Genomic DNA, 24593 nt, shown 5'->3' on the forward strand with positions numbered 1-24593 from the left:
CCTAAAAGTCGTGGGCTGCGTGTGCCCCGATGGCAATGTTGGCCTGCAGCATGATCGTATCGACGCTCTGGCGTTCACCATCCTCGTTGTAGAGGGCCGTATTGTGATTATACTGAAGACGGAAGCGGCTGAACTCGCTGGGGTGGTACTCCACCATGGCGCTGATACGGTCAAACCCGTCTTCCATATCCTGGGCGGTGCCGTTTTTCGTGACGTCGTTTTGATAGATACTGTCATAGCGGACGCCGGCGCGCCAGTTCATGTTGTAGGCGTAGACGAGCTGGGTGTAGTAACCGGCCTGCTCCTTGCGCAGGGAGACGGACGTCGTCGTATTGGCGTCGGGCTGCGCATACTGGGTGCCTTTCATGTCGCGCATCATCCATTCGCTCTGCCATGTCAGGAAGCTGTAGGAGTCGAAGTAGTGCTTGACGGTCAGGTCGGCACCGTAGAGCGAACTCATACCCGAAAAGGCGTGGGGATCTTCATCTTCGAAGTGGTTAAGCCGCGCGGTGCCGCGTGCGTAGGAGATGCCGGGCATGACGGTCGTCTCCCCGATATCAACGGCGGTTTTCGCATAGGCGACAAAGAGGGCGGGTGCGTCGGCCGATTCGGCCAGAGGGGCGGCGTCGGGGTCGGTCGCGGTCGGGTCGGCGATGCCGGCGGTGCCGAACATCATCTCGTTCTCGCCCTGGAGCACTTCGCCCCCGAACATCAGGTAGGTCTCCGTCGGGGCGACCCACTGCAGCTGGATCCCTTTCTCATTGATACCGTGATCGCCGAGGAAGGCCTGGTAGATGAGCGGCATATCCCCGAAGTCCCAGTAGTGGTGGTGCTGGGAGTTGATGCGGCCGAAGTTCGAAAGCAGTTTCCCGCCGCGGAACCGGAAGCCGTAGGGGAGGGAGGTCGAGGTGAAGTAGGCCTCTTCGATCTCGACGCCGTTTTCGCTGAAGTGGAAGGTGCCGTCAAGGGTGAAGTAGGGGTCGACCGAGCTGGAGAGTACCAGTTCGCCGTAGTTGAGGTTAAAGCCGTTGTAGGCGTTGTAGGTGGCATGGGAGTGCTCGCCGTGGGCGTGCGCCCCCATAATGCCGTGGGCGATGCCGGGGATCTCGTAGTGGGCGATCTCGTCATCTTTCTTGTTACGGGTGACGTAGGATGCATCGAGGATCAGGGAGATGTCCGGGATAAACTTGGACTGTTCGAAGGTGCGTTTTTCGACCGGAAGGATCGTGGCGGCATCCGCGAAGAGCAGCGTGCAAAGCAGTGGAATGGCAATAAGGGTTTTTTTCATTAAATCGGCTCCGTATAATCAGGGCACCCGGGTTGGATTTGGAGTGGGTGCAAAGATGGTATGGGTTGTTTTTCAGGGATTAAACGAAGCGGGGAGGGGCACGGGCCGGGACAAAACGGACGGCAAAACTGCCGTGATCTTCGTCGGAAAGCGCGGGCTCTGCCGTTTCATGAAGAAGGATAAACGGTTCGAACGGTGTGACGATATCGGGTGCTGCCGCGTGGGCGGTGACGGTACAGACGGGACAGTGGCTCCCGTCATGGTGCGCACTGATGGTGTGCAGCGCTTCGCCGCTGAGGGCGACGAGGAACAGCAGTAAGAGCAGCAGGCGTCTGGTTCGCATGCGGAATTATAGCGCACCGGGCAGCTTCTCCCGGGAAGATTAAATGTGATAGGAATGAATACTAACAATATCATTTATAAAAAATTAACACTTTAGTGCTACGATATTGATTATTGTTTAAAAAAGAGTAAATATGAAAATTTTTCCGGCCAAAATCATGGTGGTGGACGAGACACCGAATCATGTTGTCACCGTCAGGGAGCTGTTCGAAAAAGAGGGGTGCAGCGTGTTGGGTGCCGAGAACGAAGCCGCCGCGCTGGCGATCGCGGGTGCGTTGAAGATCGATCTGATCCTGCTTGATGCGACAGCGAAGAGCATGGACGGCTTCGGGATCTGTAGGCGGCTTAAGTCCGAGGCGAAAACTGAGGGGATCCCCGTTATTTTTACCGGGACCATTCCGGGGGCGCAGGAGATCAAGCGCAGTTTCGACGTCGGCGGCGCGGATTGCATTGTCAAACCGTTCAACCGCGAGGAGCTGTACGCGCGGGTACGGACCCATCTGGAGTTGAAAAAACACCGTGAGCGCATGGTGGAAGAGACGCAGGAGGATCTGGTCTATACACTGGCGTATGTGGGGGAACTCCGTTCGAAAGACAAGGCGCACCTCAAGCGGGTCTCGGAGTACAGCGCGCTGCTCGGCGAGCTCTGCGGGCTTGCCCCGGATGCGGTAGCGATGCTGAAGATGGCCTCGGCGATGCACGATATCGGCAACGTGGTCGTGCCCGAGCGGATCCTCAACAAGCCGTTTCCGCTGGATACGAAAGAGCGCCAGGCGGTACAGCACCATACCCAGTGGGGTGCGCATATCCTCAGCCGTGCAGACCGGCCCATACTGCGCGCCGCAGCGATCATCGCCGCCCAGCACCACGAACGGTTCGACGGGGGCGGCTATCCGAAAGGGCTTAAGGGGGAAGAGATCCACCTCTACGGGCGTATTGTCGCGTTGGCAGACGTGTTTGACGTCCTGGTGAGCAAACGCAGCTACAAAGAGGAGTGGCAGGTCAACAAGGCGCTCGCCTACCTGACGGAGGAGAGCGGAAAACATTTTGATCCGACCCTGGTAGAGCTCTTCGTCGACAACCTGTGGCAGTTCCTGGAAATACGCCAAAAACACGCAGCATGATCAGAATTTGATCCAATCCTAACCGCTCCTCTGTTAAAATTCCGTCAATAGAAAAACCCGGGCTGCAAGCCCGAAAAAAGGCGAAACGGAATGAAAAGAGCACTGCTGAGCGTGAGCGACAAGAGCAATATCGTCGAATTCGCGGCGTCCCTGGCCAAAAACGGCTATGAGATCATCTCGACGGGCGGGACGTTCAAGATGCTGAAAGAGGCCGGTATCGCGGCAATAGAGATCGATGAGATCACCAAGTTCCCGGAGTGTTTCGAGGGGCGCGTCAAGACCCTCAACCCCTATATCCACGGCGGTATCCTGCACCGACGCGACAAGCAGTCGCACCTGGACCAGGCCGCTGAGCTGGGCGTTGAGCCTATTGACCTCGTCTGCGTCAACCTCTACCCCTTCAAGGCGACCATCGAGCGTACGGACGATTTCGAAGCGATCATCGAGAACATCGATATCGGGGGGCCGGCGATGGTCCGCTCCGCCGCGAAAAACTTCGACAGCGTCATGATCGTCACCGATCCCTCGGACTACTCACTGGTCCTGGGTGCCATCGAGAACGACGAGAACAGCGTCGAGTTCCGCCGCAGCCTGATGATCAAAGCCTACGAGCACACGGCGGCCTACGACAGCATGATCGCCAACTATATGAACAAGCGTTTCAACGACGGTATGGGGGCGAAGCAGTTTGTCGTCGGACAGAAAGTGATGAATACGCGCTACGGCGAGAACCCGCACCAGAAGGGGGCACTGTACGAGTTCGAAGACCACTTCAGCAAGAACTTCACGACCCTCAAAGGCGAGGCGAGCTTCAACAACCTGACAGACATCAGCGGCGCGGTCAAGATCGCGGCGGCCTTCGGCGACGAAAATGCCGTCTGTATCGTCAAGCACGGCAACCCCTGCGGCTTTGCCATCCGCGACAGCCTGCTTGACGCCTACACCGAAGCGCTCAAATGCGACCCGGTTTCCGCTTTCGGCGGCGTCGTCGCCGTCAACGGAGTCGTCGACAAGGCGCTGGCGGAGAAGATGAACGAGATCTTCCTCGAAGTGATCATCGCCGGCCGTATCACGCCGGAAGCCCAGGCGGTGTTCGAAGCGAAGAAGCGCATCAAGCTCTTCGAATACGGCAGCGACAAGATCGTTCTCGCCAATGACGCGAGCGACTTCAAACACATTGACGGCGGGTTCGTCTTCCAGGATGCCGACAAGGTGGCCGAGGACGAGATCAAGAATGCCGAGCGCAAAAGCAAGCTGAGCGCGGACGACGCGGCGATGAAAGATGCGGAGATCGCGTGGAAAGTCGCGTCACTGACAAAGTCGAACTGCGTCGTCTACGTCAAGGACGCGGCGATGGTCGCGGTCGGTATGGGGATGACCTCGCGGGTCGACGCGTCGCAGTGCGCGCTCAAAAAAGCCGAGGCGATGGGGCTGGACGTTACCGGTGCCGCCCTGGCATCCGAAGCTTTCTTCCCGTTCCGCGACTCCATCGACGCGGCGGCGGCCGCGGGCGTCAAAACGGTCATCGAACCGGGCGGCTCCATCCGCGACGACGAGGTCATCGCCGCGGCAGACGAGTACGGCATGGCGCTCTACTTCACCGGCGTTCGCCACTTCCTCCACTAAACGTTTCCGGAATCCTCCGGAAGCTTTCTCCTCTACAATCCTTTTCACTGTTTCATTTTTATTCTTTAATAATTGCATTGATTATTCATCTGAATGGAGACTCGGAAGATGTCAAAGTGCAGAGGGTGTCTTGCCGCTTCTTTGAATTCAATATGACGACCAATAGAGATTGTGAAACGTTATATAACATAAAAAATTTATATACATTCTTTTAAGTCAATGTCCTATAGTATTGAATACATAAAATCATTTGGAACAGTCATGAAAAAAATTGCCTATTATGGATTAGTTGCATTTTCTACAAGTGTTATTGTATTGCTCGCTGTAGGCTGTGGCGGCGGCAGTTCGGGCGAGATGGCGATGCTGCCGCTGTGTGATGCGCAACATGGTACCGAACCCTGGATCACCGACGGCACGCGCGCAGGGACGCGGTTGGTCAAAGACATCAACCTTTATAAGAATGCTTCGAATCCGCAGGAGTTCGTCAAAATCGGTGAGACGATCTATTTTATTGCCGATGACAGTCTGGAATATGGTAACCGACGGCTCTGGAAGAGTGACGGGACGGAAGCGGGGACCGTGATGTTCAAAGGTGTATCGTTCCCCTTTGAAATGGAGCTGAACTATCAGGGTGGTGTATCGTTGCCCTATGAAAAGGACCCGGTCTATCTGACGGTTGTAGGTACGACACTCTATTTCCGAGCCTATGATGAGCTTCACGGGTATGAGCTTTGGAAGAGCGACGGCACGGAAGCGGGGACGGTATTGGTGAAAGACACTGTCGAGGGGGCAACGAGCGGAGAACCGGCTTATCTGATAGAAATGGGCGGCCTTCTCTATTTCAGCGCCGGTGACAGCGTTGAGGGCAGGGAGCTGTGGAAAAGCGACGGTACACCGGAGGGGACCGTCATGGTCAAAGAAATAAACCCGGTGGGAGATGCATACCCTTTAAACCTGACGAATGTCAATGGAGCTCTCTACTTCAGTGCCAATGACTCCGTGCACGGCTGGGAGCTCTGGAAGAGCGACGGGTCGGCGGAAGGGACTGTCATGGTAGCGGACATTTTCGAGGGCATTTACAACTCGGGACCTAATCATCTGACGAATGTGAACGGCATACTCTATTTCAGCGCTAACGACGGCGTGAACGGTGTCGAGCTCTGGAAGAGTGACGGCACGGCCGGCGGGACCGTGATGGTAAAAGACATCAATCCCACTGGAAGTTCATTTCCGGGTGATATGACGAATGTCAACGGGACCCTCTATTTCACAGCCTATGATCCTACAAACGGCAGGGCAATCTGGAAAAGTGACGGTACGGAAACAGGGACCGTCCTCGTGAAGGATAGCGCCGAGGGGCCCAGCTATGGCTCTCCGCAGAATCTGGTAGAAATGGGAGGGCTGCTTTATTTCAGTGCCAGCGAGGATACCCATGGCCAGGAGCTCTGGAAGAGCGACGGTACAGAGGAGGGGACCGTTCTTGTAAAAGATATCTATGCCGGTACGTCTTCATCGTATCCTAACAGGCTAAAGGCGGTGGGGAACACCCTTTATTTCGGTGCCAGCGACGCTGATCACGGCAAGGAACTCTGGCAGAGTGACGGTACGGAGGTTGGGACCGTGATGGTCAAGGATATTATGGAAGGAGTGTCAAGTTCCTATCCGGCTCCGGCGATTGCAGTCGGTGACACGTTCTTCCTTGCCGCGGAAGACTTTATGCACGGCAGGGGGGTCTGGCGGAGCGACGGCACGGCAGAGGGGACTTCTATGGTCAAAAGCACCAACGAGACAACCCGGAGTTCGTTGAAGACTGACGAAGAGCATAAAACATTCGTTCAGATCGGCGGTACCTATTACTTCGTTGCCGATGACAGATTACACGGTGAAGAGCTCTGGAAAAGCGATGGTACCGAGGCGGGCACCGTGATGGTAAAAGAGATTGTCGAAGGGCCAGATAGCCCTAGTTTCTACGACTTTGAGGCGGTCGGGAATACCCTCTACTTCAGTGTCAATGAACCTGCTCACGGCTGGGAGCTTTGGAAAAGTGATGGCACGGCGGCAGGGACTGTGATAGTCGCGGATATTGTCGAGGGCATTGACAGTTCAGGGCCGGATTACCTGACGAATGTGAATGGCACGCTCTATTTCACCGCATACGATGGGGTGAACGGCCTGGAGCTCTGGAAAAGTGACGGCACGGCGGAGGGGACTGTGATGGTGAAGGACATCCAAACAGGCCCTAACTCCTCCTATCTGAGCTATCTGACGAATGTGAACGGTACTCTATATTTCACTGCCTATGACGATACAAATGGCAGAGCACTTTGGAAGAGCGACGGTACGGCGGAAGGGACTGTGATGGTCAAAGCTGTCTTTGGATGGTCACCGAAGCGGCTGACAGCTGTGAATGGCACGCTCTATTTCACCGCCGATGACCTCGTGCATGGCGAAGAGCTCTGGAAGAGCGACGGCACGGCGGCAGGAACTGTAATGGTCGCAGATATTCGTGAAGGCCCGGACAGCTCGTATTTGGATTATCTGACAGCGGTGAACGGTACGCTCTATTTCAAAGCGTTTGATGCAGCGCATGGTTACGAACTTTGGAAGAGCGATGGCACGGTGGAAGGGACCGTGATGGTGAAGGACCTGGCCCCCGGCAGTGACAGCAGTAACATTGAGCAGCTGACGGCAGTCGGCAACACCCTCTATTTCACTGCATATTACTATGATGGCCTTTACGGCAGAGAACTCTGGAAGAGCGACGGTACGGAAGCAGGCACTGGATTGGTGAAAGACATTAGGCCTGGCGTAGGCGGCTCAGAGCCAATCATCGTCGGCGGGCTTAACCGCAAGGTGCTTTTCTACGCATGGGGCGAAGAGGGCTTCGCCCTCTGGAAGAGCGACGGCACGGTAGCGGGGACGCAAGTCGTGATGGAAAGCTGTTCTTCGTACCTTTATTGACGCCAGCCCGGTCTGTGATTGCATAAGGCTCTGATCCATAAGGGCCGTGAACGCTGCGCTTACTTCTCATTGATACTGCATAATGTCAATCATTTTGCCAATAATGACTTCTCGATCATGGATATATGAATAAGTGCCAAAGGAAACGTCTGAACGCTATATCTATCAATTTGTAAAGATTAAAAATCAGTTGTTCTGCAGCATGATATGGGAACCGATACTGACATTTTAAACGTAAAAGATTGTGTAGAAAAGTAAGAAGAGTGGTCGGGGTGACAGGATTCGAACCTGCGGCCTCTTCGTCCCGAACGAAGCACGCTACCAGTCTGCGCCACACCCCGAGGGCCGAAATTATACTACCGTAAACTTAAAAATTACCTAAAGCGCCATAATTCAAACCTTGATTGACATGGACTCAACTTATGTGCTATACTCCCTCTTAAAAAGAAAATATACAATTAGGTAACTGTCAATGAGTAAAAGTCTGTACGAGACCCTTGGCGTCAATGAAAACGCGACCGAATCGGAAATCAAAAAAGCCTACCGGAAGATGGCGCGCCAGTACCATCCCGATGTGAACAAGTCCCCCGAAGCGGAGGAGAAGTTCAAAGAGATCAACGCGGCGTACGAAGTACTGAGCGACAAAGAGAAGAAGGCGCAGTACGACCGTTTCGGCGACCAGATGTTCGGCGGCCAGAACTTCCAGGACTTCGCCCGTTCGCAGGGCGGCAACGTCGACCTCGATGAGATCCTCCGCCAGATGTTCGGCGGCGGCGGTGGCTTCGGCGGTTTCGGCGGCGGCTCCGGAGGATTTAGCGGCGGTGCCGGCGGTTTCGGAGGCTTTGGCGGTTTCGGGGGCGGCGGGTACCAGCAGCCGGTGAACCTTGACCTTGAGACCTCCATCACGGTGCCCTTCCAGACGGCCATTCTCGGCGGGAAACACCAGGTGAACGTCGAGGGGGAGAGTTTTGACATCAAAATCCCGGCGGGCATCAAGGCGGGCGAGAAGCTCCGTGTCCGCGGCAAAGGGCGCAAGCAGGGCGGCAGCACCGGCGATCTCTACCTCAAGATCAATATCGCCTCCAACCCGGAGTACGAGCGCGACGGCGATACGCTGATCAAAACCTTTGACGTGCCGCTCTATGCCGCACTCTTCGGTGATAAGGTGAGCGTGAAGACACTGGAGAAGGAGATCACCCTCAAAGTACCGCAGAACACGAAGAACGGCCAGCGTTTCCGTGTGAAGGAGATGGGGGTCATGAACCGCAAAAGCAGTGTGCGCGGGGACCTCTACCTCGTCGCGAACATCATCCTGCCGAACGTGGACGACCTTGATCCGGAGCTGACCGAGGCAATGAAAGCGCAACTACCAAAGGAGTAAGCCATGCATACGTATGACGAACCGGTCTACCTGATCAGTATCGTGTCGAAGATCCTCGACATCCATCCGCAGACCCTGCGCCAGTACGAGCGTGAGAACCTGATCACCCCTTCACGCTCGGACGGCCGGATTCGTCTCTACTCCCAGCGCGATATCGACCGTATCAAGCTAATCCTCCGTCTGACCCGCGAAATGGGCGTGAACCTTGCCGGCGTCGACGTGGCGCTGCGCCTCAAAGAGCAGATCGATACGATGGAACAGGAGATTGCCGAGCTGCGTTATCAGCTGGCCCAGGCGAAGCAGAGTACCAGCGTACCGCCCGAGAAGGCGCTGGTGACGAAAAAAAGCATCTACGAAATGATCATCTTCGAAGAGAAGTGATCCCCCTCTTCTTTTTCCCCTGCTACTCTTTCAGACGGGCGATGTCCGCGCCGATCTGACCGAACTTCTCTTCAAGCGCCTCGTAGCCGCGGTCGAGGTGGTAGATACGGTGGATGTTCGTCTCACCCTCTGCGACCAGTGCCGCCAGCACCAGCGCACTTGAAGCACGCAGGTCCGTGGCCATGACGTCCGCACCGAAGAGGGGGGAGGGGCCTTTGACCGTCGCGGTATTGCCTTTGAGAGTGATGTCGGCGCCGAGGCGCTGCAGCTCGCTGACGTGCATAAAGCGGTTTTCAAAGAGGCGCTCCTCGACGGTGGAGGTCCCTTCGGCCTGGGTACAGAGCGCGAGGAACTGCGCCTGCATGTCCGTCGGGAAGGCGGGGTACTCCATGGTCGTAATGTCAACCGGTTTGAGCGTCTCGACAGGGCGGACGGTGATCGTGTCCTCCGTCGTTTCGATGCCTACGCCCATCTCTTCGAGTTTGCCCAGGACCGCTTCGAGGTGATCGGGGCGGACATGGGTCAGGGTCAGCGGCGAGCGTGAAATGGCCGCGGCGCAGAGGTAGGTTCCCGCCTCGATGCGGTCGGGGATGACGGCGAAGGAGGCGATGTCGACGAGTTCGCCCCCGGTGCCTTCAATGACCAGTTCGGAGCTGCCGATCCCCTCGATCGTGACCCCCGCATCGTGCAGGAGTTCGCAGAGCTGGACGACTTCGGGTTCGCGGGCGGCGTTTGTGATCGTCGTTTTTCCCTTGGCCAGCGCCGCAGCCATTACGACGTTGGCCGTACCGGTGACGGTGATCTTGTCGAACAGAATGTGCGCACCCTTGAGGCCGCCGGGGGCTTCGGCGCGGACGTACCCGGCGTGGATGGTGATCTCCGCGCCCATGTGCTCCAGCGCTTTGAGGTGCAGGTCGATGGGGCGTTGCCCGATGGCGCAGCCCCCGGGAAGGGAGACCTCGCAGTGGCCGAAGCGCGCGAGCAGCGGTCCCAGCACAAGGATGGAGGCGCGCATGGTCTTGACAATGTCGTAGGTAGCCATCGTGTGGTTCACGGGGCGGGTGTCGATGGTGACGCGGTTGCCGTCGAGTTCAAACGCCGCACCGAGGTTGGTCAGCAGTTTGAGCAGGGTCTTGATGTCGACGACATGGGGGAGGTTCGTGATCGTGACAGGGTTCTTGGCAAGGATCGTCAGCGCGATCAGCGGCAGGGCGGCGTTCTTGGCGCCGGAGACGGCGACGCAGCCGTTTAGGGATTTGGGTCCGTTGATCTTGAAATAATCCATATCACCTCACAGGCGCAACGCGCCAAAGTTTTTGCTGATTATAAAGCACGGTTGGTTAAACTGCTATGATAATGCAGTAGATGGCTTGTGGGTTGAGCATCTTAATGTAATCGCTTGCGAAGGTGACGTTCTAAAAGCGCCGACGGTGCGTGGGCACTCCGCCGAGGAGAACAAAGCGTTAGCGTAGAGACGGGGGCTTTTGCTCCCGGAGCGTATGATATGGAAAGGAGCGCAGAGGTGTCAACGGCACTGGATCGTCTGAAAAACCTTACGGCAAAGATTTCAAGCTATGAAGTCGCACGCAAGGAGAATATGGCTGCGCTCGAATCCCTCTATCACGCCCTCGGCGTCGATGAAAAGGTCCCCGAATTCGCGGATCTTTTTGCATTCAAGGCGATGAATCTGGCGGGAATCTCCCTCGCCGACGATACGCTGGGTACGCCGCACGAAGGCAAGTATGTCCAGATCATCGCCATCACCTACGACCGCGAGGCTAAAGTCAGGAACAAGAACAGTTCGCTGGCCTATTTCGGGCGCGCCGAAAAGCTCGAACCCTCCCAGCGCGACGCCGTCGTCGCCTTCGTGCTGCGCTGGCGCTTTGAGAAGAGTTTCCGGACCCTTGAACACTACCACACCCTTTTGCAACGGTTTTGATGCTCTGTTACCTTGACGTAGAGACGACCGGTGTCGAAAAAAAAGACCGCATCTGTTCGGTGGGCATGATCCTCGATGAGGGGGGCAGGTACGAGACGGTTTATGACCTGGTCCGGCCCCCGAAAAGGGTGCCGCCGGAGGCGATGGCGGTCCATCATTTGACCAACGAGATGCTCGCCGATGCCCCGGAGTTCGACGCGACCGGCGCGGCGAAACGGCTGGAAAGCCTTAACACCCCCGAGACGATCCTTGTCGGCCACAACCTCTCCTTCGACCTCGAGATGCTCTCAAGGGAGGGGGTGACCTGGCAGGGGGGAATGATCGATACGCTCAAGTGTGTCAAGCATCTGCTCGGCGGCGAGATCGAACACTTCTCCCTGCAGTACCTGCGCTACGAGCTGCGGCTCTACCGTAAGGAACAGGCCCTTGCCGATGAACTGGGGATCCCCCTTTCCGCCCACCATGCGCTCAGCGACGCCCTGCATACGATGCTGCTGCACCGCTACCTGGAAGAGATGGCCGACAGCGAACGGCTGATGACGCTGACGACGGAGCAGGCGCTGGTGCACAAGCTCACCTTCGGAAAGTACGGGGGCAAATTCATTGAAGATGTCGCCCGCCGGGATCCGGGCTACCTGGAGTGGATGCTCCGCAGCCTCCCGGACCTGGACGAGGATCTGCGCTACAGCATTGAATATTACATGAACGAGGTGCGAGGATGAAACCGCTGACGAAGAAGATCGTGGCAGGAAAATACAAAGGGAAACTGTTGAAGCTGCCCTCCAAAACGACAACACGCAGTTCCAAGGGGATCGTGCTGGAGTCTTACTTCAATACGCTGCAGTTCGAGATCATGGATGCTCTTCTTGTCGAGCTCTTTTCCGGCAGCGGTTCCATCGGCCTCGAGGCGCTGAGCCGGGGGGCGAAACGCATTCTTTTCATGGAGCGGGACCGCGACGCCCTGAAGGTGCTGCGGGGCAACATCGCCCAGACCGATCCCGCAGCCTGCGAGGTGATTGCCGGCGACACTTTCGAGACGATCGCACAGACGCTCTCACGCCTCAGGCAGCTCGGTGAACCCGCTTACTTCTTCATCGATCCGCCCTTCTCCATCCGTGAGGGGCACGAGGATATCTATGACAACATGCTCGCTCTGATTGCGAAGCTGCCCCGCGAAGCGGTCCGCCTCATTACGATAGAACATATGAGCGGGCTTGAGCTGCCCGACGCGATCGGGCCCTACAGCCTGCAAAAACGTAAGAAGTTCGGGAAGACCTCGCTGAGTTACTATCTGTAAATATAGTTGGCTATACTTGCGTCCAATTCACTGAAAGAGCCGCCATGGAGTACTGGAACCACATCTACGAACATTTCAATCCCGTTGCCTTTTCGCTATTCGGTCTGCCGGTACACTGGTACGGGATGATGTATGTTCTGGCACTCCTCGCCGCCCTCTACGGGGCGAAGTGGTACGTGCGCCGCGACAGGGTTCCCGTCGACACGCTGACGCTGGACAACTATTTTATCTGGGTCGAGGTCGGCGTTATCCTCGGGGCGCGCCTGGGGTATATTCTCTTCTACGATCCCGACACGTCTTATTACCTGATGCACCCGTGGCAGATCTTCAACCCCTTTAAAAACGGCGAGTTCGTCGGCATCCGGGGGATGAGCTACCACGGGGCGGTCATCGGCTTCTTTATCGCATCGGCCCTCTTCAGCAAGCGCCACCATATCCACTTCGGTCAGCTGATGGACATTGTCGCGGTGGCCGTTCCCATCGGCTATGTCTTCGGGCGGATCGGAAACTTTCTCAACCAGGAGCTTATCGGTCGGGCGACCGAAGTGCCCTGGGGTATCTACGTGGGCGGGGTGCTGCGCCATCCGTCGCAGCTCTACGAGGCCGTACTGGAGGGGATCGTCGTTTTCGCCGTTATCTGGCTCTACCGAAACCACCGCCGTTTCCGCGGGGAGCTGATCCTGCTCTACGGGTTTGCGTATGGGGCGATGCGTTTTACGGCGGAGTTCTGGCGTGCGCCGGACCCGCAGCTGGGCTTTATCTGCTGCGGCTGGATGACGATGGGACAGCTGCTGAGTTCGCTGATGATGGCGGCGGCGGTGCTGCTCTGGCCGTTCTTCTACACTGTCGGGAAAAAGCGGAGCGCCCGCTAGGGGCTACGCCTCGTAGATCCCTTTGCTCCCGCCTTTCCAGCGGCGGTGGCACCAGAACCAGAACTTCGGCTCCTCCCGGATAATCCGTTCCATCACATCGGACTGGCGCTGCGTCGCGACGCGGATATCCTCTTCGGCGTTCTCCGTATGCGGTACGGGAACCTCCTCTTCGAAACGGACCGTAAAGTGCTTCTCGTCCTCGGTATGGATAAAGACGGGGATCACCGCCGCGTTGTATTTGCGCGCCAGGAAGGCGGGGGCGGAGGTCTGGGTCACCCGGGTGCCGAAAAAGTCGACGAAGATGCTCTCCCGCGGCCGGATGTTCTGGTCGATCATCAGCGAGACCGCTTCGCCTTTTTTCAGCGCCCGGGTCAGGTGCTTGACGGCGCCGTGTTTTTCGGCCATGTGCATCTGCAGGCGCGAACGCGATGCGAGCAGGTAGCGGTCGAAGTAGGGGTTGTTGAGCTGCTTGTGGATGCTGACGGTGGGCATGATCTGCGACGCGATGGCCGTCGCCCCGAGCTCCCAGTTGCCGAAGTGTCCGGAGACAAAGATGACGGGGCGGCCGGCTTCCCGGGCGCGGTCGACGATGTCGCGGTTGGCAAAGGTGACCAGTTCCGCCTGCCGCTGCGGGGTCATGCGCTGGTTCTCGAGCACCTGCAGGAAGTTCAGCAGCAGATTTCGGTAACAGTAGCGTGCAATCGTCTTCGCTTCGGCTTCCCCGACGTCCGGTCCGAAGGCGATCTCGAGGTTGCGGCGGATGACGGCGCGGTGCTGGCGGTCGATCAGATAGGCGAGGGAGGCGAGGCCGGTAAAGAAGGCTTTGCGCACGGCGTAGGGCAGGAGCATCAGGCAAAACTCGACGGCACGGAAAAAATAGTAGAGGATCATAGCAGCTCTTTCGCTTTCTGGATGACCGACGCGGGGGGAATCGTCCCGATGCTCATGTCGGTTTTGTCGATACGGAGGATATCGACCTCTGAGTCCGATTCGACCGCGACGTTCAGCGGGGTCTCGAACATCATCCGTGGGGTCGTCGGGCCGTAGAGGACGACGGAGGGGCGGTTCAGCGCCCAGGCAAGGTGGGTCGGACCCGTGTCCCCGCCGATGGTCAGCGCCGAGTGGCCGATGAGGTCGCGCAGCGCGGGCAGGTCGATTTTCGGTGCCACACGGGCGTTGGGTGTTTTGGCCGCGATCGCCTCGGCGTCTGTGCGCTCCCCTTCGGAACCCCAGACGAGGATGCATTGCAGGGGCAGGGCGTCGCAGACGGCGGTCAGCTGCGCCGGCGGGTAGCATTTCGAAGGCCAGGACGCCCCGACGACCACGGCGATGTAGGGGGCGTCTTCCAGGAAGCCCGGTCGGGGGCCGACCGGCAGCGCCGGGGCCTTGGCGAGCAGCTCCGCATCGCTGACGGTGAAACCGAGGGCTTCCGCGACGATGTCGCAGTTGCGGCGGATGATGTTGGCCTCGTAGGGGATGCGGCTTTTGGTGCGGTAGAAGAGCGCCGCGGCGCCCTCCCGGGCCGAAGCGGCATCGAAGCCGTGGACGTTCGGGCCGAGCAGGCGGGCGACGAGGGCTGATTTGAGCAGCCCCTGCATGTCGATGATGGCGTCGTAGGGGCCCAGGGCGCGCAGATCGCGGACCGTGTCGCGCAGCAGGCCGAACCGCTTTTCGCGCTTGAGCTGTTTGAGGGGGATGCCGTGGACTCTGTCCAGCTCCGGATGCCCCTGCAGCATGGGGGCGAACTGCGCCTCGGTGATCCAGTCGATACGGGCCTCGGGGTGGTGCCGGCGGACGAACTGCAGGACGACGGCGCTGTTGATGATGTCGCCCAGGGCGCTGAGGCGGACGATGGCGATACGCGCTATATTCATGGCGCTATTATAGCGACAAACCCTTGAGGCGTCGCGGCTGCTTTAGCGCTTTGCCATCGGGGGTGAGGTATAATCCCATACTACTAAATTGAGGACGGGACTGCCATGGTCGCACGCGACATACAGAACTTTTCCGAGATCCGCACGAAAGCGCGGGCCTACTTTTGCTACCTCTTCTCCAAGAACCTGCCCAACCGCCTGCCGTCGATCACCCCCGAAGCGATCATGGCGCGCATGCAGAAGATCATGGGCGATCTGCGGGATGCGGAGGGAATCTACCTTCTGGACCAGAAGGGGGTGCAGGTCACCCCGACTTTTCTGCCGGGAGGGAAGCAGCTGGACGAGGACCACGGGCGTATCCGCTCCGACCGCGCCTACTACTACCGTGCGGCGCGGGAGAAGCGCTGCACCATTACCGACCCGTACCCTTCGCTGATCACCCAGGACCTTACCATTACGGCGTCGCAGCCGATCTTCGACGAAACTGGGGAGCTGCTCTACGTTGCCTGCCTCGATATGCCGCTGGATGCGGTACTACAGATCGCACACCCGATGGCGCTGCACTCCTTCTACGGGCGCCTGTTCCGTTACGGGTACGCGGCCTTTACCTTTATGCTGGCCATGGTGGCGCTGCTGCTCTTCATCAAGGGGGTGACGACCTTCCTGCACTTCGGACTGGACGTGCGCAAGATCGAGATCAAGGAGGTCTTCGAGTCAACGATTCTCCTGACGCTGGCCCTGGCCATTTTCGACCTCGTCAAAACCCTCTTCGAGGAGGAGGTTCTGGGGCGCCACAGGCAGGACAGCGGGGCATCGGACCCGCATAAAACGATGGTACGTTTCCTGGGGTCCATCATCATCGCCCTCTCCATCGAGGCCCTGATGCTCGTCTTCAAGTTCGCGATGACCGAGCCGGCCATGCTGGTCAACGCCATCTATATCATCGGCGGGGTCTCGATGCTGCTGGTGGCCTTGGCACTCTATATCAAATTTACGAAAAGAGCGGTTGAAGAATGATTGGGATCTGTGACTACAACATGGGCAACCTGGCGAGCGTGAAAAACGCTTTCGCGCTGCTGGGTGAGGACGTTGCCGTCGAAAGCGACCCGGAGAAGCTTGCCGGGTACGATCGGCTGATCCTGCCCGGGGTCGGGGCCTACGGGGACGCGATGGAGCACCTGCGCGAACGGGGTATGGACGAGGCGCTGAAAGCCTATGCGCGCAGCGGCAAGCCGATGCTCGGCATCTGCCTCGGCATGCAACTGCTGTTTGAGAGCAGCGAGGAGTTCGGCCCGAACCCTGGACTGGGGCTGATCAAGGGGAAGGTCGTCGAATTCGATACGACAAAGTTCGACCACCCGCTGAAGGTGCCGCACATGGGGTGGAACCGCATGTTTACCCGTGAACATCCCCTTTTCGCGGGTCTTGACGAGGCGCATTACCTCTACTTCGTCCACTCCTTCCACGCGGTGGCCGATGAGGACGCGGACATCATCGGGGAGACGGAGTACGGCTACCGTTTCACCAGCGCCGTGGCCCATGACAACGTGATGGGCATCCAGCCCCACCCGGAGAAGAGCCACAAGAACGGGCTGCAGATCCTGAAAAACTTTATCAACCTGTGAGGAAGCATAGTATGACGTTATTACCGGCAATTGACCTGAAAGACGGCGAGGCGGTCCGCCTCACCAAGGGGCTGATGGAGAGTGCGAAGGTGTACTCCTCCCAGCCCTGGGAACTCGTCAAGCGTTTCGAGGAGCTGGGGGCCGAATGGGTCCACCTCGTTGACCTCAACGGCGCCTTCGCCGGGGAACCGAAGAACCTTGAACAGATCGAGAAGATCCGCCGGAACTGCAGCGTCAAGCTGGAACTGGGCGGCGGCATCCGCGACGAGGCGACGATCAAACGCTACCTCGACCTGGGCATCGACCGGGTCATCCTCGGTTCCATCGCCGTCAAGGACCCGGAATTCGTCAAGGCGATGGCGGCCAAGTACCCCGTTGTCGTCGGGATCGACGCCATTGACGGCTACGTGGCCGTCGAAGGGTGGGGCGAAGTGAGCGAGATGAAAGCAACGGACCTGGCCAAGGCCTTCGCCGATGCGGGCGTCGAGGCGATCATCTGCACCGACGTCGGCCGCGACGGGACGCTCAGCGGCGTCAATGTCGAGTTTACCCTCGATATCGCCCGCGCATCGGGTATCCCGACGATCGCCAGCGGCGGGGTCCGTGACGACAGCGACCTCGCGGCGCTGGCGGTGACGGACGAGGTTGCCGGCGTCATCATCGGCAAGGCCTTCTACGAAGGGACGATCGACCTCGAAGAGGTGCTGAAGGTGTACGGGAATGGATGAGGTCTACTATGAACTGAGCGTCAACCCTTCGTCGCACCGCGACCTCTTCGCCGATTTCCTGGCGGACACCCTCCCGGTCGGCTTCGAAGAGACCGAAGCGGGATTTATCGTCCGGAGCGAAGATGACCTCTCCACCCTGCAGTGGGGGCTGGAACAGTTTGCCGAAGCGCTGCAGAAGGCACTGGGGAGCAGTGTCGATGTCGAGATGACCCTGGAGAAGAAACGGACCGAGGACTGGGTGCGCGCCTACCAGGAGAGCGTCACCCCGGTCGAGGTGGCACCGTTTTACGTCCACCCGACCTGGAGCGATCCGCATCCCGAGCGGGTCAACATTGTTCTCGACCCGGCACTGGCCTTCGGGACGGGGCACCACCCCACGACGGCATCATGCCTCGAAGCGGTCGGACGCTTCGTCGAACCCGGAGACGACGTCATCGATGTCGGCTGCGGCAGCGGCATCCTCTCCATCGCCGCCTGCAAGCTCGGCGCGAATGTCGACGCCTGCGATACGGACCCGGTCTCGGTCGGCAACACCCTGGAGAACTGCGAACTCAACGACGTGGACCTCCGGCACATCTGGGAAGGCTCGGCCGCCCAGGCGACGGCGACGTATGACGTCGTCATCGCCAATATCGTCGCGGACGTCCTGGTCTTTATCGCCGATGAGCTGAAAAAGCTGTTGCGGCCGGGCGGCAGGCTGATTCTTTCAGGCATATTGGATAAATATGAAGCTAAAATTGTGGAGGCTTACGCGGATATGGATGTCGCGGAGCGAATCGCAAAAGAGGAATGGGTCACCCTGGTCGTGACACCAAAAGGATAATCACTTTATGGCGCAACAAGATAACAATCAAGACAACAATAACAAGAACTTTTTTAACCAGAATCCCCTGATCACCTTCGCGATCTTCTCGGTCGTGGTCATCCTGATCTTTAAGGCCCTGATCGGGGAGCAGGGCGGTAACGGCGTGATGGGGCAGAGTGTGAGCAAGACCCAGGAGGTCAGCTACTCCGAACTCAAGGATCTCATCAAGAGCCACAGCATCTCCAAAGTGGCCATCGGCCAGTCCTACATCCGTGCCCTGGGCGAGCAGAACGGACAGAAGATCACCTACACGGCGCGCAAAGTCGCCAACGATGACACCCTCGTCCCGCTGCTGGACGAGGAGAAGATCGACTACAGCGGCTTCTCCGAGTCCAACTGGTTCACGGAGATGTTCGGATGGCTGCTGCCGTTCCTGATCATCATCGCCATCTGGATGTTCATGGCGGGCCGCATGCAAAAAAACATGGGCGGCGGCATCCTCGGTATGGGGAACGCCAAAAAGCTTGTCAACTCCGAAAAACCGAAGACGAAGTTCGAAGACGTCGCCGGCGCGGAAGAGGCCAAAGAGGAGGTCCACGAGATCGTCGACTTCCTCCGCTACCCGGAGCGTTACGTCGAGCTGGGGGCCAAGATCCCGAAGGGGGTCCTGCTGGTCGGAAGCCCCGGTACGGGTAAGACCCTTCTGGCCAAGGCCGTCGCGGGTGAAGCGGACGTCCCGTTCTTCTCCGTTTCGGGTTCGAGCTTTATCGAGATGTTTGTCGGGGTCGGGGCCGCACGGGTCCGTGACCTCTTTGAACAGGCGAAGAAAGACGCGCCTTCCATCATCTTCATCGACGAGATCGACGCCATCGGTAAGAGCCGTGCCGCCGGCGGCATGATGGGCGGCAACGACGAGCGCGAGCAGACGCTTAACCAGCTGTTGGCGGAGATGGACGGTTTCAGCACGGACACGCCGATTATCATTCTCGCCGCGACGAACCGCCCGGAGGTCCTTGACCCCGCGCTGCTGCGCCCGGGCCGTTTCGACCGTCAGGTGCTTGTCGACAAGCCCGATTACGAAGGCCGTATCGCGATCCTGAAGGTCCACGTCAAAGGGATCAAGATCGACGAGGACGTTGACCTCGAAGAGATCGCGCGCCTGACCGCAGGCCTGGCGGGGGCGGACCTTGCGAATATCATCAATGAAGCGGCACTGCTCGCGGGACGCAAGAACCAAAAAAGCGTTCACCAGCGCGATATCCGCGAATCGGTCGAACGTGCCATCGCCGGTCTGGCGAAAAAGAGCCGCCGCATCGATGAAAAAGAGAAGCGGATTGTCGCCTACCACGAGAGCGGCCACGCTCTGCTGGCGGAGACGACGAAGGGGGCGAAGAAGGTCTCCAAGGTCTCCATCGTTCCGCGCGGTCTTGCGGCGCTGGGCTATACGCTCAACACGCCTGAAGAGAACAAGTATCTGGCGCAAAAACATGAACTGCTGGCCGAAGTCGACGTCCTGCTGGGCGGCCGCGCGGCCGAAGAGGTCTTTATCGGTGAGATCTCGACGGGTGCCAGCAACGACCTGGAGCGTGCGACCGACATCATCAAAGCGATGGTGCAGATGTACGGGATGAGCGACGTTGCCGGCCTGATGGTGCTTGAGCGCCAGCGCAGCTCCTTCCTCGGGGGCGGGATGACCCAGGGCCGTGAATACAGCGAGAAAATGGCCCAGGATATGGACACTTTTATCAAGCAGACGCTCGCGGAGCATTATGCCGGTGTCAAAGGGCGCCTGGAGACCTACCGCGGTGCGATCGAGGATATGGTTTCCCTGCTGTACGAGCGGGAGAATATCACCGGGGGCGAGGTCCGTGGAATTATCCAGGCATTTGAAACGGCCAACGGTATGGAAACGCTGTTGGATGAAACGGCGGCGGCCAAAGCCGACCGCGAAGTCTCCGAAGATATGTCGCAGGCCTCTGCGATGCCGGAGGACGGTACGGAGCGGTCATGAACGGCCTGCGAGATCTCATCGTCAAAGAGGGGTGGCGGTCAGTAGGCATCGCCGCGGCTGCGGCCCTGTTTTTTGCCCTGTTCGATTGTGATCTCATGGCATGGCTCTTCATCGCCGCGGCGGGCTATCTGCTGTGGAAATACCGCAAACCCGCCCGGACGGCGACCTATTTTGAAAAGGGGAGCGTGACCGCCCCCTGCGACGGCAGAGTGACGGCGATCGACACGCTGCCCGACGGCAGTGTATCCGTCGAGATCGAGACGGGGTGGTTCGACGCCACACTGCTCACCGCACCTTTTGTCGAAGGCGTGCCATCAGGGGAGACGGTGACACGCGGGGCGCGGTTGGGAAGCCGCAGCCCCCTTGCCGGGATGCTGAACGAACGGGGGTCGATCCTCTTTGAAGATGAAGAGGGGCGGAGTATCCGCCTGACGCACCGCCTTGCACAGACCCCCGCACCGCTGCTGATCGATGCCTACGTCCCCGGGAAGCGCCGGCTGCGCGGGGAACGCTACGGGGTGCTGACCCATGGGGTGACCCGGCTGCAACTGCCGGCGTCGACGCGGGTTGCCGTCAACCCGGGGGACAGGGTCTATGCGACCCGGACCCTGCTGGGGTATATGAGGTAACCCATGGCCGTCCCGACGCGCTCGCTTGCTTTTCTTCTTCCGAACCTCTTTACCGCCGCGAGCATCTTCGCCGGCGTCTACAGTATGATCGCGGCCACACAGGGGCGTTTCGGCTTTGCTGCGTGGATGATCCTGCTTTCCCTGATCTTTGACGGGCTTGACGGCCGTGTTGCCCGCCTGACCAACACCTGCAGCCGTTTCGGCGTCGAGTTCGATTCCCTGGCCGATATCATCGCCTTCGGTGCCGCACCGGCGATGCTTATCTACCTGTACGCCGGGCATGAGTACGGACGCTTCGGGGTGCTGGTGAGTGCGCTCTTCGTCATCTTCGGAGCGATCCGCCTTGCCCGTTTCAACGTGATGACCGCCCAGTCGGAACCCTCGGTTTTCATCGGGGTGCCGATTCCGACCGCGGCCACCTTCGCCGCCGTGCTGGTGCTGCTGTTCACCAAATACGGCGGGCATGCCACCTACGGCTGGATCATTCTTGCCGGTGCACTGGTCACGGCGCTGCTGATGGTCAGCAACATCCGTTACCCCAGTTTCAAAAAGATCGATATGCATGCGATGCACGTCAAGCGGGTCCTGGTGGGACTGCTGGTGGCGGCTTCGCTGATCTTCCTCTACCCCATTGAAGGGGTCGCTCTGCTCTTTACGATCTATATCCTCTACGGGCCGCTGCGCGCTACCTGGTTCTTCTACCGGCGCTATACCCTCCTGCGCAAATACCGGCACCGGCATAAAAAATAAAAATTGATCATTTACGTTATTTAAGATTTTTACCGATAGAATGGATCATCTTTATTGGGAGTGTGATCCGTGGAAGTAACGAATCTTGAGTATATACCGAACCGGGAAATTGTCGAACATTTCGGAGTCGTTTCGGGTTCAACCGTCCGGGCAAAACATGTCGGGCGTGACATTATGGCGGGCCTTAAAAACGTGTTCGGCGGCGAGCTGACGGGGTATACTGAGCTGCTGGGCGAATCCAGGGAAGAGGCGATCACACGGATGAAAGCGCAGGCGCACTCGCTGGGGGCCAATGCGATCCTCAATGTCCGTTTTTCCACCTCGTCGGTTGCCGCCGGGGCGGCAGAGCTCTATGTCTACGGTACGGCGGTCAGGATCGTCTGATGGCGGATCTGATCGTATTTCTGGTGTTGCTGCTCCTGGGGTTCACGACCGGGACGATCATTGAGAAACGCCACTACGCCTCCCTGCGCAAGCGCGAGGCGGCATTCGTGACACTGCCGACGATCATGCTCAAAAAGCCGCTGCAGCCCGATGGGATTACCAAGACGAAGCTCGTCAACGGCAGTGTGGTCATCTCCATCGATTTTTTCAAGAAGTTTGTCGCGGGGCTCGTCAACCTTTTCGGCGGCAACGTGACGGCCTACGAGACCCTGGTCGACCGCGCGCGCCGTGAGGCGATCCTGCGGATGAAGGCGGATGCCGGCGACGCGAGCGAGATCATCAACATCCGTATCGAGACAAGCTCGATTTCCAAAAATACCCAAAACAGTATCGGCGCGGTAGAGGTCCTGGCCTACGGGACGGCGATCTACCGATGACCTACAGCCCGGGGCTTCCCGACGAACATATCAATCTTCCGCGGGAACATCCTCTCAAACAGGCCTTCAAGCTCAGCGTCGCGCTGGCGCTGATCGCCGCTGCCGCTGCCGGGCTGCTGGCGCTGGCCGTAAACGCCGCCGTGGCATTTATCACCCCGGAACAGGAACGGGTGCTGATGCAGACGATCAGCGACGAGATGAACCTGTCGGCGCGCACGGACACGAACCTGGATACGGTGACGGGCAAACTGGCGTCATGCGTGTCGCTGCCCTACCGGGTGAAAAGTTATCTGATCGAGGAGGAGACGCCGAATGCCTTCGCGCTGCCGGGCGGCGTGATCTATGTCTCGACGGGATTGATCGAGGAGGTCAGAAGCGAGAATGAGCTGGCCTTCGTCCTCGGCCACGAACTGGGCCATTTCAAACATAAAGACCACCTCCGTAAATTCGGCTACGGCCTGGTGCTCGCCCTGGTCGCCGTCATGGTCGGCGGCGATTCGACGGCGGGGTTCAATGTGGCGCTGGATCTGGGGAACGCCTCTTACTCCCGCTCGGCGGAGGAGGAGGGCGATCTTTTCGGCCTGGAGGCACTGCAGTGCGCCTACGGGGGCGTCAGGGATGCCACCGCTTTCTTCGAGCGGATGGCCACGACATCGCAGTGGCAGGGTTTTTTCGCTTCACATCCCGATTTTGATGTCCGCATCGCCGCGATGAAACAGAAGATAAAAGCGGAAGGGATGAACACGGGGAACGCGCTGCTGCCGCTGCAGTTGCAGAAGGCGGACGATTGACCCCGGGAGGCACCGCTTACCCAAACGGCGCCATTTACACTATAATGCGCCGCAATGAACCGAAAGATCCTCGCCCTCGCGATTCCGAACATCATCAGTAATATCTCCGTGCCGCTGGTCTCGGCGGTCGATACCATGCTGATGGGGCACCAGGGGAGTGCCGAGCTCGCGGCGCTGGGGCTGGTAAGCATGATTTTCGTTTTCCTCTACGGGTCGCTCAACTTCCTGCGCATGGGAACGACGGGGATGACCGCACAGGCCTTCGGGGGGCATGACGCGCGGGCCATTTCCCTGACGCTTTATCGGGCGCTGCTTGTGACGCTGCTTTTCGCGGGACTGCTGCTGTTTTTCCGGGGACCGCTGGCCGTGAGCGCATTTGAGCTGATGAATGTCGGCGCGGGCTACAGCGAGGAGGCGCGGCGCTACTTCGATCTGCGTATCTGGACGGCGCCGGCGGTGCTGATGCTCTATGCACTGACGGGGTGGTACTTCGGGATGCAAAACGCCGTGATCCCGCTTGCGGTCACCCTCTGTATCAACCTCGTCAATATCGTGCTGAGCTACTACTTCGTCATGGAGCTGGGCTGGGGAATCGAGGGGGCGGCATACGGCACGCTCATCGCCCAGTACGTCGGGCTGCTGCTGGCCGCGGCATTTCTGCTGCGATACAAAACACGGCTGCACCCCTACGGGTTGGCGGCGATACTCACGCGCAGCGAGCTGGGGCGTTTCCTCCACGTCAACAAGGATATCTTCATCCGCACGACGGCGCTGACCTTCGTATTCGCTTTTTTCTACTCCCAGGCGGCCAAAGAGAGCGAGCAGGTCCTGACGGTGATGATCCTGCTGCTGCAGTTCGTCGTCTGGTTCTCCTACAGCCTCGACGGCTTCGCCAACGCGGCGGAGTCGCTGGTGGGCCGTTATTACGGGGCTAAAGGGTGGGGGGAATTTCACCGCGTTATCCGCTACCTCTTCGCCTGGGGGGTGGGGTTCAGCCTGCTCTATATGCTCTTTTACGGCCTTTTCGGTGAGGCGATCCTGCACCTCTACACAAATCAACAGCCCATTATCGATGCGACGCTCCCTTTCATGCCTTATGTCGTCGCTGTACCGCTGCTGAGTTTTGCCGCTTTTATCTGGGACGGGGTCTTCATCGGTATGACCGCATCAAGGGCACTGCGCAACGCCATTCTCTACTCGACGGTGACATTTCTCGGGCTTTTTTACCTGACGAAGGGAAGCGATTTCGCCGATGCGCTCTGGATCAATTTTATGCTTTTCTTCCTCTTCAGGGGGGTGATCCAGACCTGGATGTTCTACCGGAAAAAGGAAGCGCTGACCTAGCGGG

25 protein-coding genes and 1 tRNA gene are annotated in these 24593 nt (G+C 58.7%); 20 read left to right on the top strand and 6 right to left on the bottom strand.

Features of this window, described 5'->3' with window-relative positions; translation table 11 throughout:
• Nucleotide 1: 1 nt before the first annotated feature.
• Nucleotides 2–1288, bottom strand: coding sequence for a hypothetical protein (locus tag ACXWTF_RS10620; RefSeq protein ID WP_461714966.1), 1287 nt, complete (start codon nucleotides 1286–1288; stop codon nucleotides 2–4).
• Between the two features lie 79 nt (nucleotides 1289–1367).
• Complete coding sequence (locus ACXWTF_RS10625; protein WP_461714967.1) at nucleotides 1368–1631, bottom strand: hypothetical protein; 264 nt, start codon at nucleotides 1629–1631, stop codon at nucleotides 1368–1370.
• Nucleotides 1632–1764: 133 nt separating this feature from the next.
• Here ACXWTF_RS10625 and ACXWTF_RS10630 point away from each other — a divergent pair, with 133 nt between their 5' ends.
• From ACXWTF_RS10630 to ACXWTF_RS10640, 3 genes are all read left to right on the top strand, one after another.
• Nucleotides 1765–2754 carry a response regulator gene (locus ACXWTF_RS10630; protein WP_461714968.1) on the top strand — a complete coding sequence of 330 codons (990 nt, stop codon included), beginning with the start codon at nucleotides 1765–1767 and terminating at the stop codon, nucleotides 2752–2754.
• A 90-nt stretch (nucleotides 2755–2844) separates the two neighbouring features.
• Nucleotides 2845–4380: a bifunctional phosphoribosylaminoimidazolecarboxamide formyltransferase/IMP cyclohydrolase gene (purH, locus tag ACXWTF_RS10635; protein WP_461714969.1), complete on the top strand. Its 1536-nt coding sequence runs from the start codon at nucleotides 2845–2847 to the stop codon at nucleotides 4378–4380.
• Between the two features lie 261 nt (nucleotides 4381–4641).
• Entirely contained in the window at nucleotides 4642–7341 is a 2700-nt protein-coding gene (locus ACXWTF_RS10640; protein WP_461714970.1) for an ELWxxDGT repeat protein, read from the top strand.
• A 264-nt stretch (nucleotides 7342–7605) separates the two neighbouring features.
• Here the strand turns inward: ACXWTF_RS10640 and ACXWTF_RS10645 are convergent.
• Nucleotides 7606–7682: transfer RNA gene (locus ACXWTF_RS10645), tRNA-Pro, on the bottom strand.
• Nucleotides 7683–7813: 131 nt separating this feature from the next.
• Here ACXWTF_RS10645 and ACXWTF_RS10650 point away from each other — a divergent pair.
• Both ACXWTF_RS10650 and ACXWTF_RS10655 read left to right on the top strand, forming a co-directional pair.
• Entirely contained in the window at nucleotides 7814–8722 is a 909-nt protein-coding gene (locus tag ACXWTF_RS10650) for a DnaJ C-terminal domain-containing protein (protein WP_461714971.1), read from the top strand.
• 3 nt (nucleotides 8723–8725) lie between these two features.
• Nucleotides 8726–9103 (top strand): heat shock protein transcriptional repressor HspR, encoded by a 378-nt coding sequence (locus tag ACXWTF_RS10655; RefSeq protein ID WP_231018977.1) that lies wholly within the window; start codon nucleotides 8726–8728, stop codon nucleotides 9101–9103.
• Nucleotides 9104–9125: 22 nt separating this feature from the next.
• Here the strand turns inward: ACXWTF_RS10655 and murA are convergent, their stop codons facing one another.
• Nucleotides 9126–10388: a UDP-N-acetylglucosamine 1-carboxyvinyltransferase gene (gene murA, locus ACXWTF_RS10660; protein WP_461714972.1), complete on the bottom strand. Its 1263-nt coding sequence runs from the start codon at nucleotides 10386–10388 to the stop codon at nucleotides 9126–9128.
• 237 nt (nucleotides 10389–10625) lie between these two features.
• Here murA and ACXWTF_RS10665 point away from each other — a divergent pair, with 237 nt between their 5' ends.
• From ACXWTF_RS10665 to lgt, 4 genes are read left to right on the top strand one after another with little or no spacing between them, the layout of a single operon-like run.
• The gene (locus ACXWTF_RS10665; RefSeq protein ID WP_461714973.1) at nucleotides 10626–11042 is read left to right on the top strand and encodes a hypothetical protein; all 417 of its coding nucleotides are present in this window, start codon (nucleotides 10626–10628) and stop codon (nucleotides 11040–11042) included.
• Nucleotides 11042–11764 (top strand): exonuclease domain-containing protein, encoded by a 723-nt coding sequence (locus tag ACXWTF_RS10670; RefSeq protein WP_461714974.1) that lies wholly within the window; start codon nucleotides 11042–11044, stop codon nucleotides 11762–11764. Before ACXWTF_RS10665 ends, ACXWTF_RS10670 begins: the two co-directional genes overlap by 1 nt.
• Nucleotides 11761–12339, top strand: coding sequence for an RsmD family RNA methyltransferase (locus ACXWTF_RS10675; protein ID WP_461714975.1), 579 nt, complete (start codon nucleotides 11761–11763; stop codon nucleotides 12337–12339). Before ACXWTF_RS10670 ends, ACXWTF_RS10675 begins: the two co-directional genes overlap by 4 nt.
• A 44-nt stretch (nucleotides 12340–12383) precedes the next feature.
• Complete coding sequence (gene lgt / locus ACXWTF_RS10680) at nucleotides 12384–13211, top strand: prolipoprotein diacylglyceryl transferase (RefSeq protein WP_461714976.1); 828 nt, start codon at nucleotides 12384–12386, stop codon at nucleotides 13209–13211.
• 3 nt (nucleotides 13212–13214) lie between these two features.
• Here lgt and ACXWTF_RS10685 read toward each other — a convergent pair whose 3' ends face one another.
• Entirely contained in the window at nucleotides 13215–14102 is an 888-nt protein-coding gene (locus ACXWTF_RS10685) for a lipid A biosynthesis lauroyl acyltransferase (RefSeq protein ID WP_461714977.1), read from the bottom strand.
• Nucleotides 14099–15085, bottom strand: a complete 987-nt coding sequence (gene waaC, locus ACXWTF_RS10690; RefSeq protein ID WP_461714978.1) for a lipopolysaccharide heptosyltransferase I — start codon at nucleotides 15083–15085, stop codon at nucleotides 14099–14101. The genes ACXWTF_RS10685 and waaC overlap by 4 nt, the downstream gene beginning before the upstream one ends.
• Before the next feature lie 105 nt (nucleotides 15086–15190).
• Between waaC and ACXWTF_RS10695 the strand changes: the two genes are divergently transcribed.
• The 11 genes from ACXWTF_RS10695 to ACXWTF_RS10745 all read left to right on the top strand — a co-directional run bounded on the left by ACXWTF_RS10695 (nucleotide 15191) and on the right by ACXWTF_RS10745 (nucleotide 24589).
• Nucleotides 15191–16102 (top strand): PDC sensor domain-containing protein, encoded by a 912-nt coding sequence (locus ACXWTF_RS10695; protein WP_461714979.1) that lies wholly within the window; start codon nucleotides 15191–15193, stop codon nucleotides 16100–16102.
• Nucleotides 16099–16710 carry an imidazole glycerol phosphate synthase subunit HisH gene (gene hisH, locus ACXWTF_RS10700; protein WP_461714980.1) on the top strand — a complete coding sequence of 204 codons (612 nt, stop codon included), beginning with the start codon at nucleotides 16099–16101 and terminating at the stop codon, nucleotides 16708–16710. Before ACXWTF_RS10695 ends, hisH begins: the two co-directional genes overlap by 4 nt.
• An 11-nt stretch (nucleotides 16711–16721) precedes the next feature.
• Nucleotides 16722–17438: a 1-(5-phosphoribosyl)-5-[(5-phosphoribosylamino)methylideneamino]imidazole-4-carboxamide isomerase gene (hisA, locus tag ACXWTF_RS10705; protein WP_461714981.1), complete on the top strand. Its 717-nt coding sequence runs from the start codon at nucleotides 16722–16724 to the stop codon at nucleotides 17436–17438.
• Nucleotides 17431–18261: a 50S ribosomal protein L11 methyltransferase gene (locus ACXWTF_RS10710; RefSeq protein WP_461714982.1), complete on the top strand. Its 831-nt coding sequence runs from the start codon at nucleotides 17431–17433 to the stop codon at nucleotides 18259–18261. Before hisA ends, ACXWTF_RS10710 begins: the two co-directional genes overlap by 8 nt.
• 7 nt (nucleotides 18262–18268) lie before the next feature.
• Entirely contained in the window at nucleotides 18269–20254 is a 1986-nt protein-coding gene (ftsH, locus tag ACXWTF_RS10715) for an ATP-dependent zinc metalloprotease FtsH (RefSeq protein ID WP_461714983.1), read from the top strand.
• On the top strand, nucleotides 20251–20883 hold the full coding sequence (locus tag ACXWTF_RS10720) for a phosphatidylserine decarboxylase (RefSeq protein WP_461714984.1): 633 nt from the start codon (nucleotides 20251–20253) through the stop codon (nucleotides 20881–20883). Before ftsH ends, ACXWTF_RS10720 begins: the two co-directional genes overlap by 4 nt.
• A gap of 3 nt (nucleotides 20884–20886) precedes the next feature.
• Entirely contained in the window at nucleotides 20887–21633 is a 747-nt protein-coding gene (pssA, locus tag ACXWTF_RS10725) for a CDP-diacylglycerol--serine O-phosphatidyltransferase (RefSeq protein WP_461714985.1), read from the top strand.
• A 69-nt stretch (nucleotides 21634–21702) separates the two neighbouring features.
• Entirely contained in the window at nucleotides 21703–22017 is a 315-nt protein-coding gene (locus ACXWTF_RS10730; RefSeq protein WP_461714986.1) for a YbjQ family protein, read from the top strand.
• Complete coding sequence (locus ACXWTF_RS10735) at nucleotides 22017–22454, top strand: YbjQ family protein (protein ID WP_461714987.1); 438 nt, start codon at nucleotides 22017–22019, stop codon at nucleotides 22452–22454. The genes ACXWTF_RS10730 and ACXWTF_RS10735 overlap by 1 nt, the downstream gene beginning before the upstream one ends.
• The gene (locus tag ACXWTF_RS10740) at nucleotides 22451–23245 is read left to right on the top strand and encodes a M48 family metallopeptidase (protein ID WP_461714988.1); all 795 of its coding nucleotides are present in this window, start codon (nucleotides 22451–22453) and stop codon (nucleotides 23243–23245) included. The genes ACXWTF_RS10735 and ACXWTF_RS10740 overlap by 4 nt, the downstream gene beginning before the upstream one ends.
• A gap of 54 nt (nucleotides 23246–23299) precedes the next feature.
• Nucleotides 23300–24589, top strand: a complete 1290-nt coding sequence (locus tag ACXWTF_RS10745) for an MATE family efflux transporter (protein ID WP_461714989.1) — start codon at nucleotides 23300–23302, stop codon at nucleotides 24587–24589.
• Nucleotides 24590–24593: the final 4 nt, after the last annotated feature.

Source organism: Thiomicrolovo sp. ZZH C-3, assembly GCF_054862725.1.

Bases quoted from the DNA above. Each gene is read 5' to 3' on its own strand.
- ACXWTF_RS10620 (WP_461714966.1), bottom strand. From the start codon at position 1,288: ATGAAAAAAACCCTTATTGCCATTCCACTGCTTTGCACGCTGCTCTTC.
- ACXWTF_RS10625 (WP_461714967.1), bottom strand. From the start codon at position 1,631: ATGCGAACCAGACGCCTGCTGCTCTTACTGCTGTTCCTCGTCGCCCTC.
- ACXWTF_RS10630 (WP_461714968.1), top strand. From the start codon at position 1,765: ATGAAAATTTTTCCGGCCAAAATCATGGTGGTGGACGAGACACCGAAT.
- purH (WP_461714969.1), top strand. From the start codon at position 2,845: ATGAAAAGAGCACTGCTGAGCGTGAGCGACAAGAGCAATATCGTCGAA.
- ACXWTF_RS10640 (WP_461714970.1), top strand. From the start codon at position 4,642: ATGAAAAAAATTGCCTATTATGGATTAGTTGCATTTTCTACAAGTGTT.
- ACXWTF_RS10650 (WP_461714971.1), top strand. From the start codon at position 7,814: ATGAGTAAAAGTCTGTACGAGACCCTTGGCGTCAATGAAAACGCGACC.
- ACXWTF_RS10655 (WP_231018977.1), top strand. From the start codon at position 8,726: ATGCATACGTATGACGAACCGGTCTACCTGATCAGTATCGTGTCGAAG.
- murA (WP_461714972.1), bottom strand. From the start codon at position 10,388: ATGGATTATTTCAAGATCAACGGACCCAAATCCCTAAACGGCTGCGTC.
- ACXWTF_RS10670 (WP_461714974.1), top strand. From the start codon at position 11,042: ATGCTCTGTTACCTTGACGTAGAGACGACCGGTGTCGAAAAAAAAGAC.
- ACXWTF_RS10675 (WP_461714975.1), top strand. From the start codon at position 11,761: ATGAAACCGCTGACGAAGAAGATCGTGGCAGGAAAATACAAAGGGAAA.
- lgt (WP_461714976.1), top strand. From the start codon at position 12,384: ATGGAGTACTGGAACCACATCTACGAACATTTCAATCCCGTTGCCTTT.
- ACXWTF_RS10685 (WP_461714977.1), bottom strand. From the start codon at position 14,102: ATGATCCTCTACTATTTTTTCCGTGCCGTCGAGTTTTGCCTGATGCTC.
- waaC (WP_461714978.1), bottom strand. From the start codon at position 15,085: ATGAATATAGCGCGTATCGCCATCGTCCGCCTCAGCGCCCTGGGCGAC.
- ACXWTF_RS10695 (WP_461714979.1), top strand. From the start codon at position 15,191: ATGGTCGCACGCGACATACAGAACTTTTCCGAGATCCGCACGAAAGCG.
- hisH (WP_461714980.1), top strand. From the start codon at position 16,099: ATGATTGGGATCTGTGACTACAACATGGGCAACCTGGCGAGCGTGAAA.
- hisA (WP_461714981.1), top strand. From the start codon at position 16,722: ATGACGTTATTACCGGCAATTGACCTGAAAGACGGCGAGGCGGTCCGC.
- ACXWTF_RS10710 (WP_461714982.1), top strand. From the start codon at position 17,431: ATGGATGAGGTCTACTATGAACTGAGCGTCAACCCTTCGTCGCACCGC.
- ftsH (WP_461714983.1), top strand. From the start codon at position 18,269: ATGGCGCAACAAGATAACAATCAAGACAACAATAACAAGAACTTTTTT.
- ACXWTF_RS10720 (WP_461714984.1), top strand. From the start codon at position 20,251: ATGAACGGCCTGCGAGATCTCATCGTCAAAGAGGGGTGGCGGTCAGTA.
- pssA (WP_461714985.1), top strand. From the start codon at position 20,887: ATGGCCGTCCCGACGCGCTCGCTTGCTTTTCTTCTTCCGAACCTCTTT.
- ACXWTF_RS10735 (WP_461714987.1), top strand. From the start codon at position 22,017: ATGGCGGATCTGATCGTATTTCTGGTGTTGCTGCTCCTGGGGTTCACG.
- ACXWTF_RS10740 (WP_461714988.1), top strand. From the start codon at position 22,451: ATGACCTACAGCCCGGGGCTTCCCGACGAACATATCAATCTTCCGCGG.
- ACXWTF_RS10745 (WP_461714989.1), top strand. From the start codon at position 23,300: ATGAACCGAAAGATCCTCGCCCTCGCGATTCCGAACATCATCAGTAAT.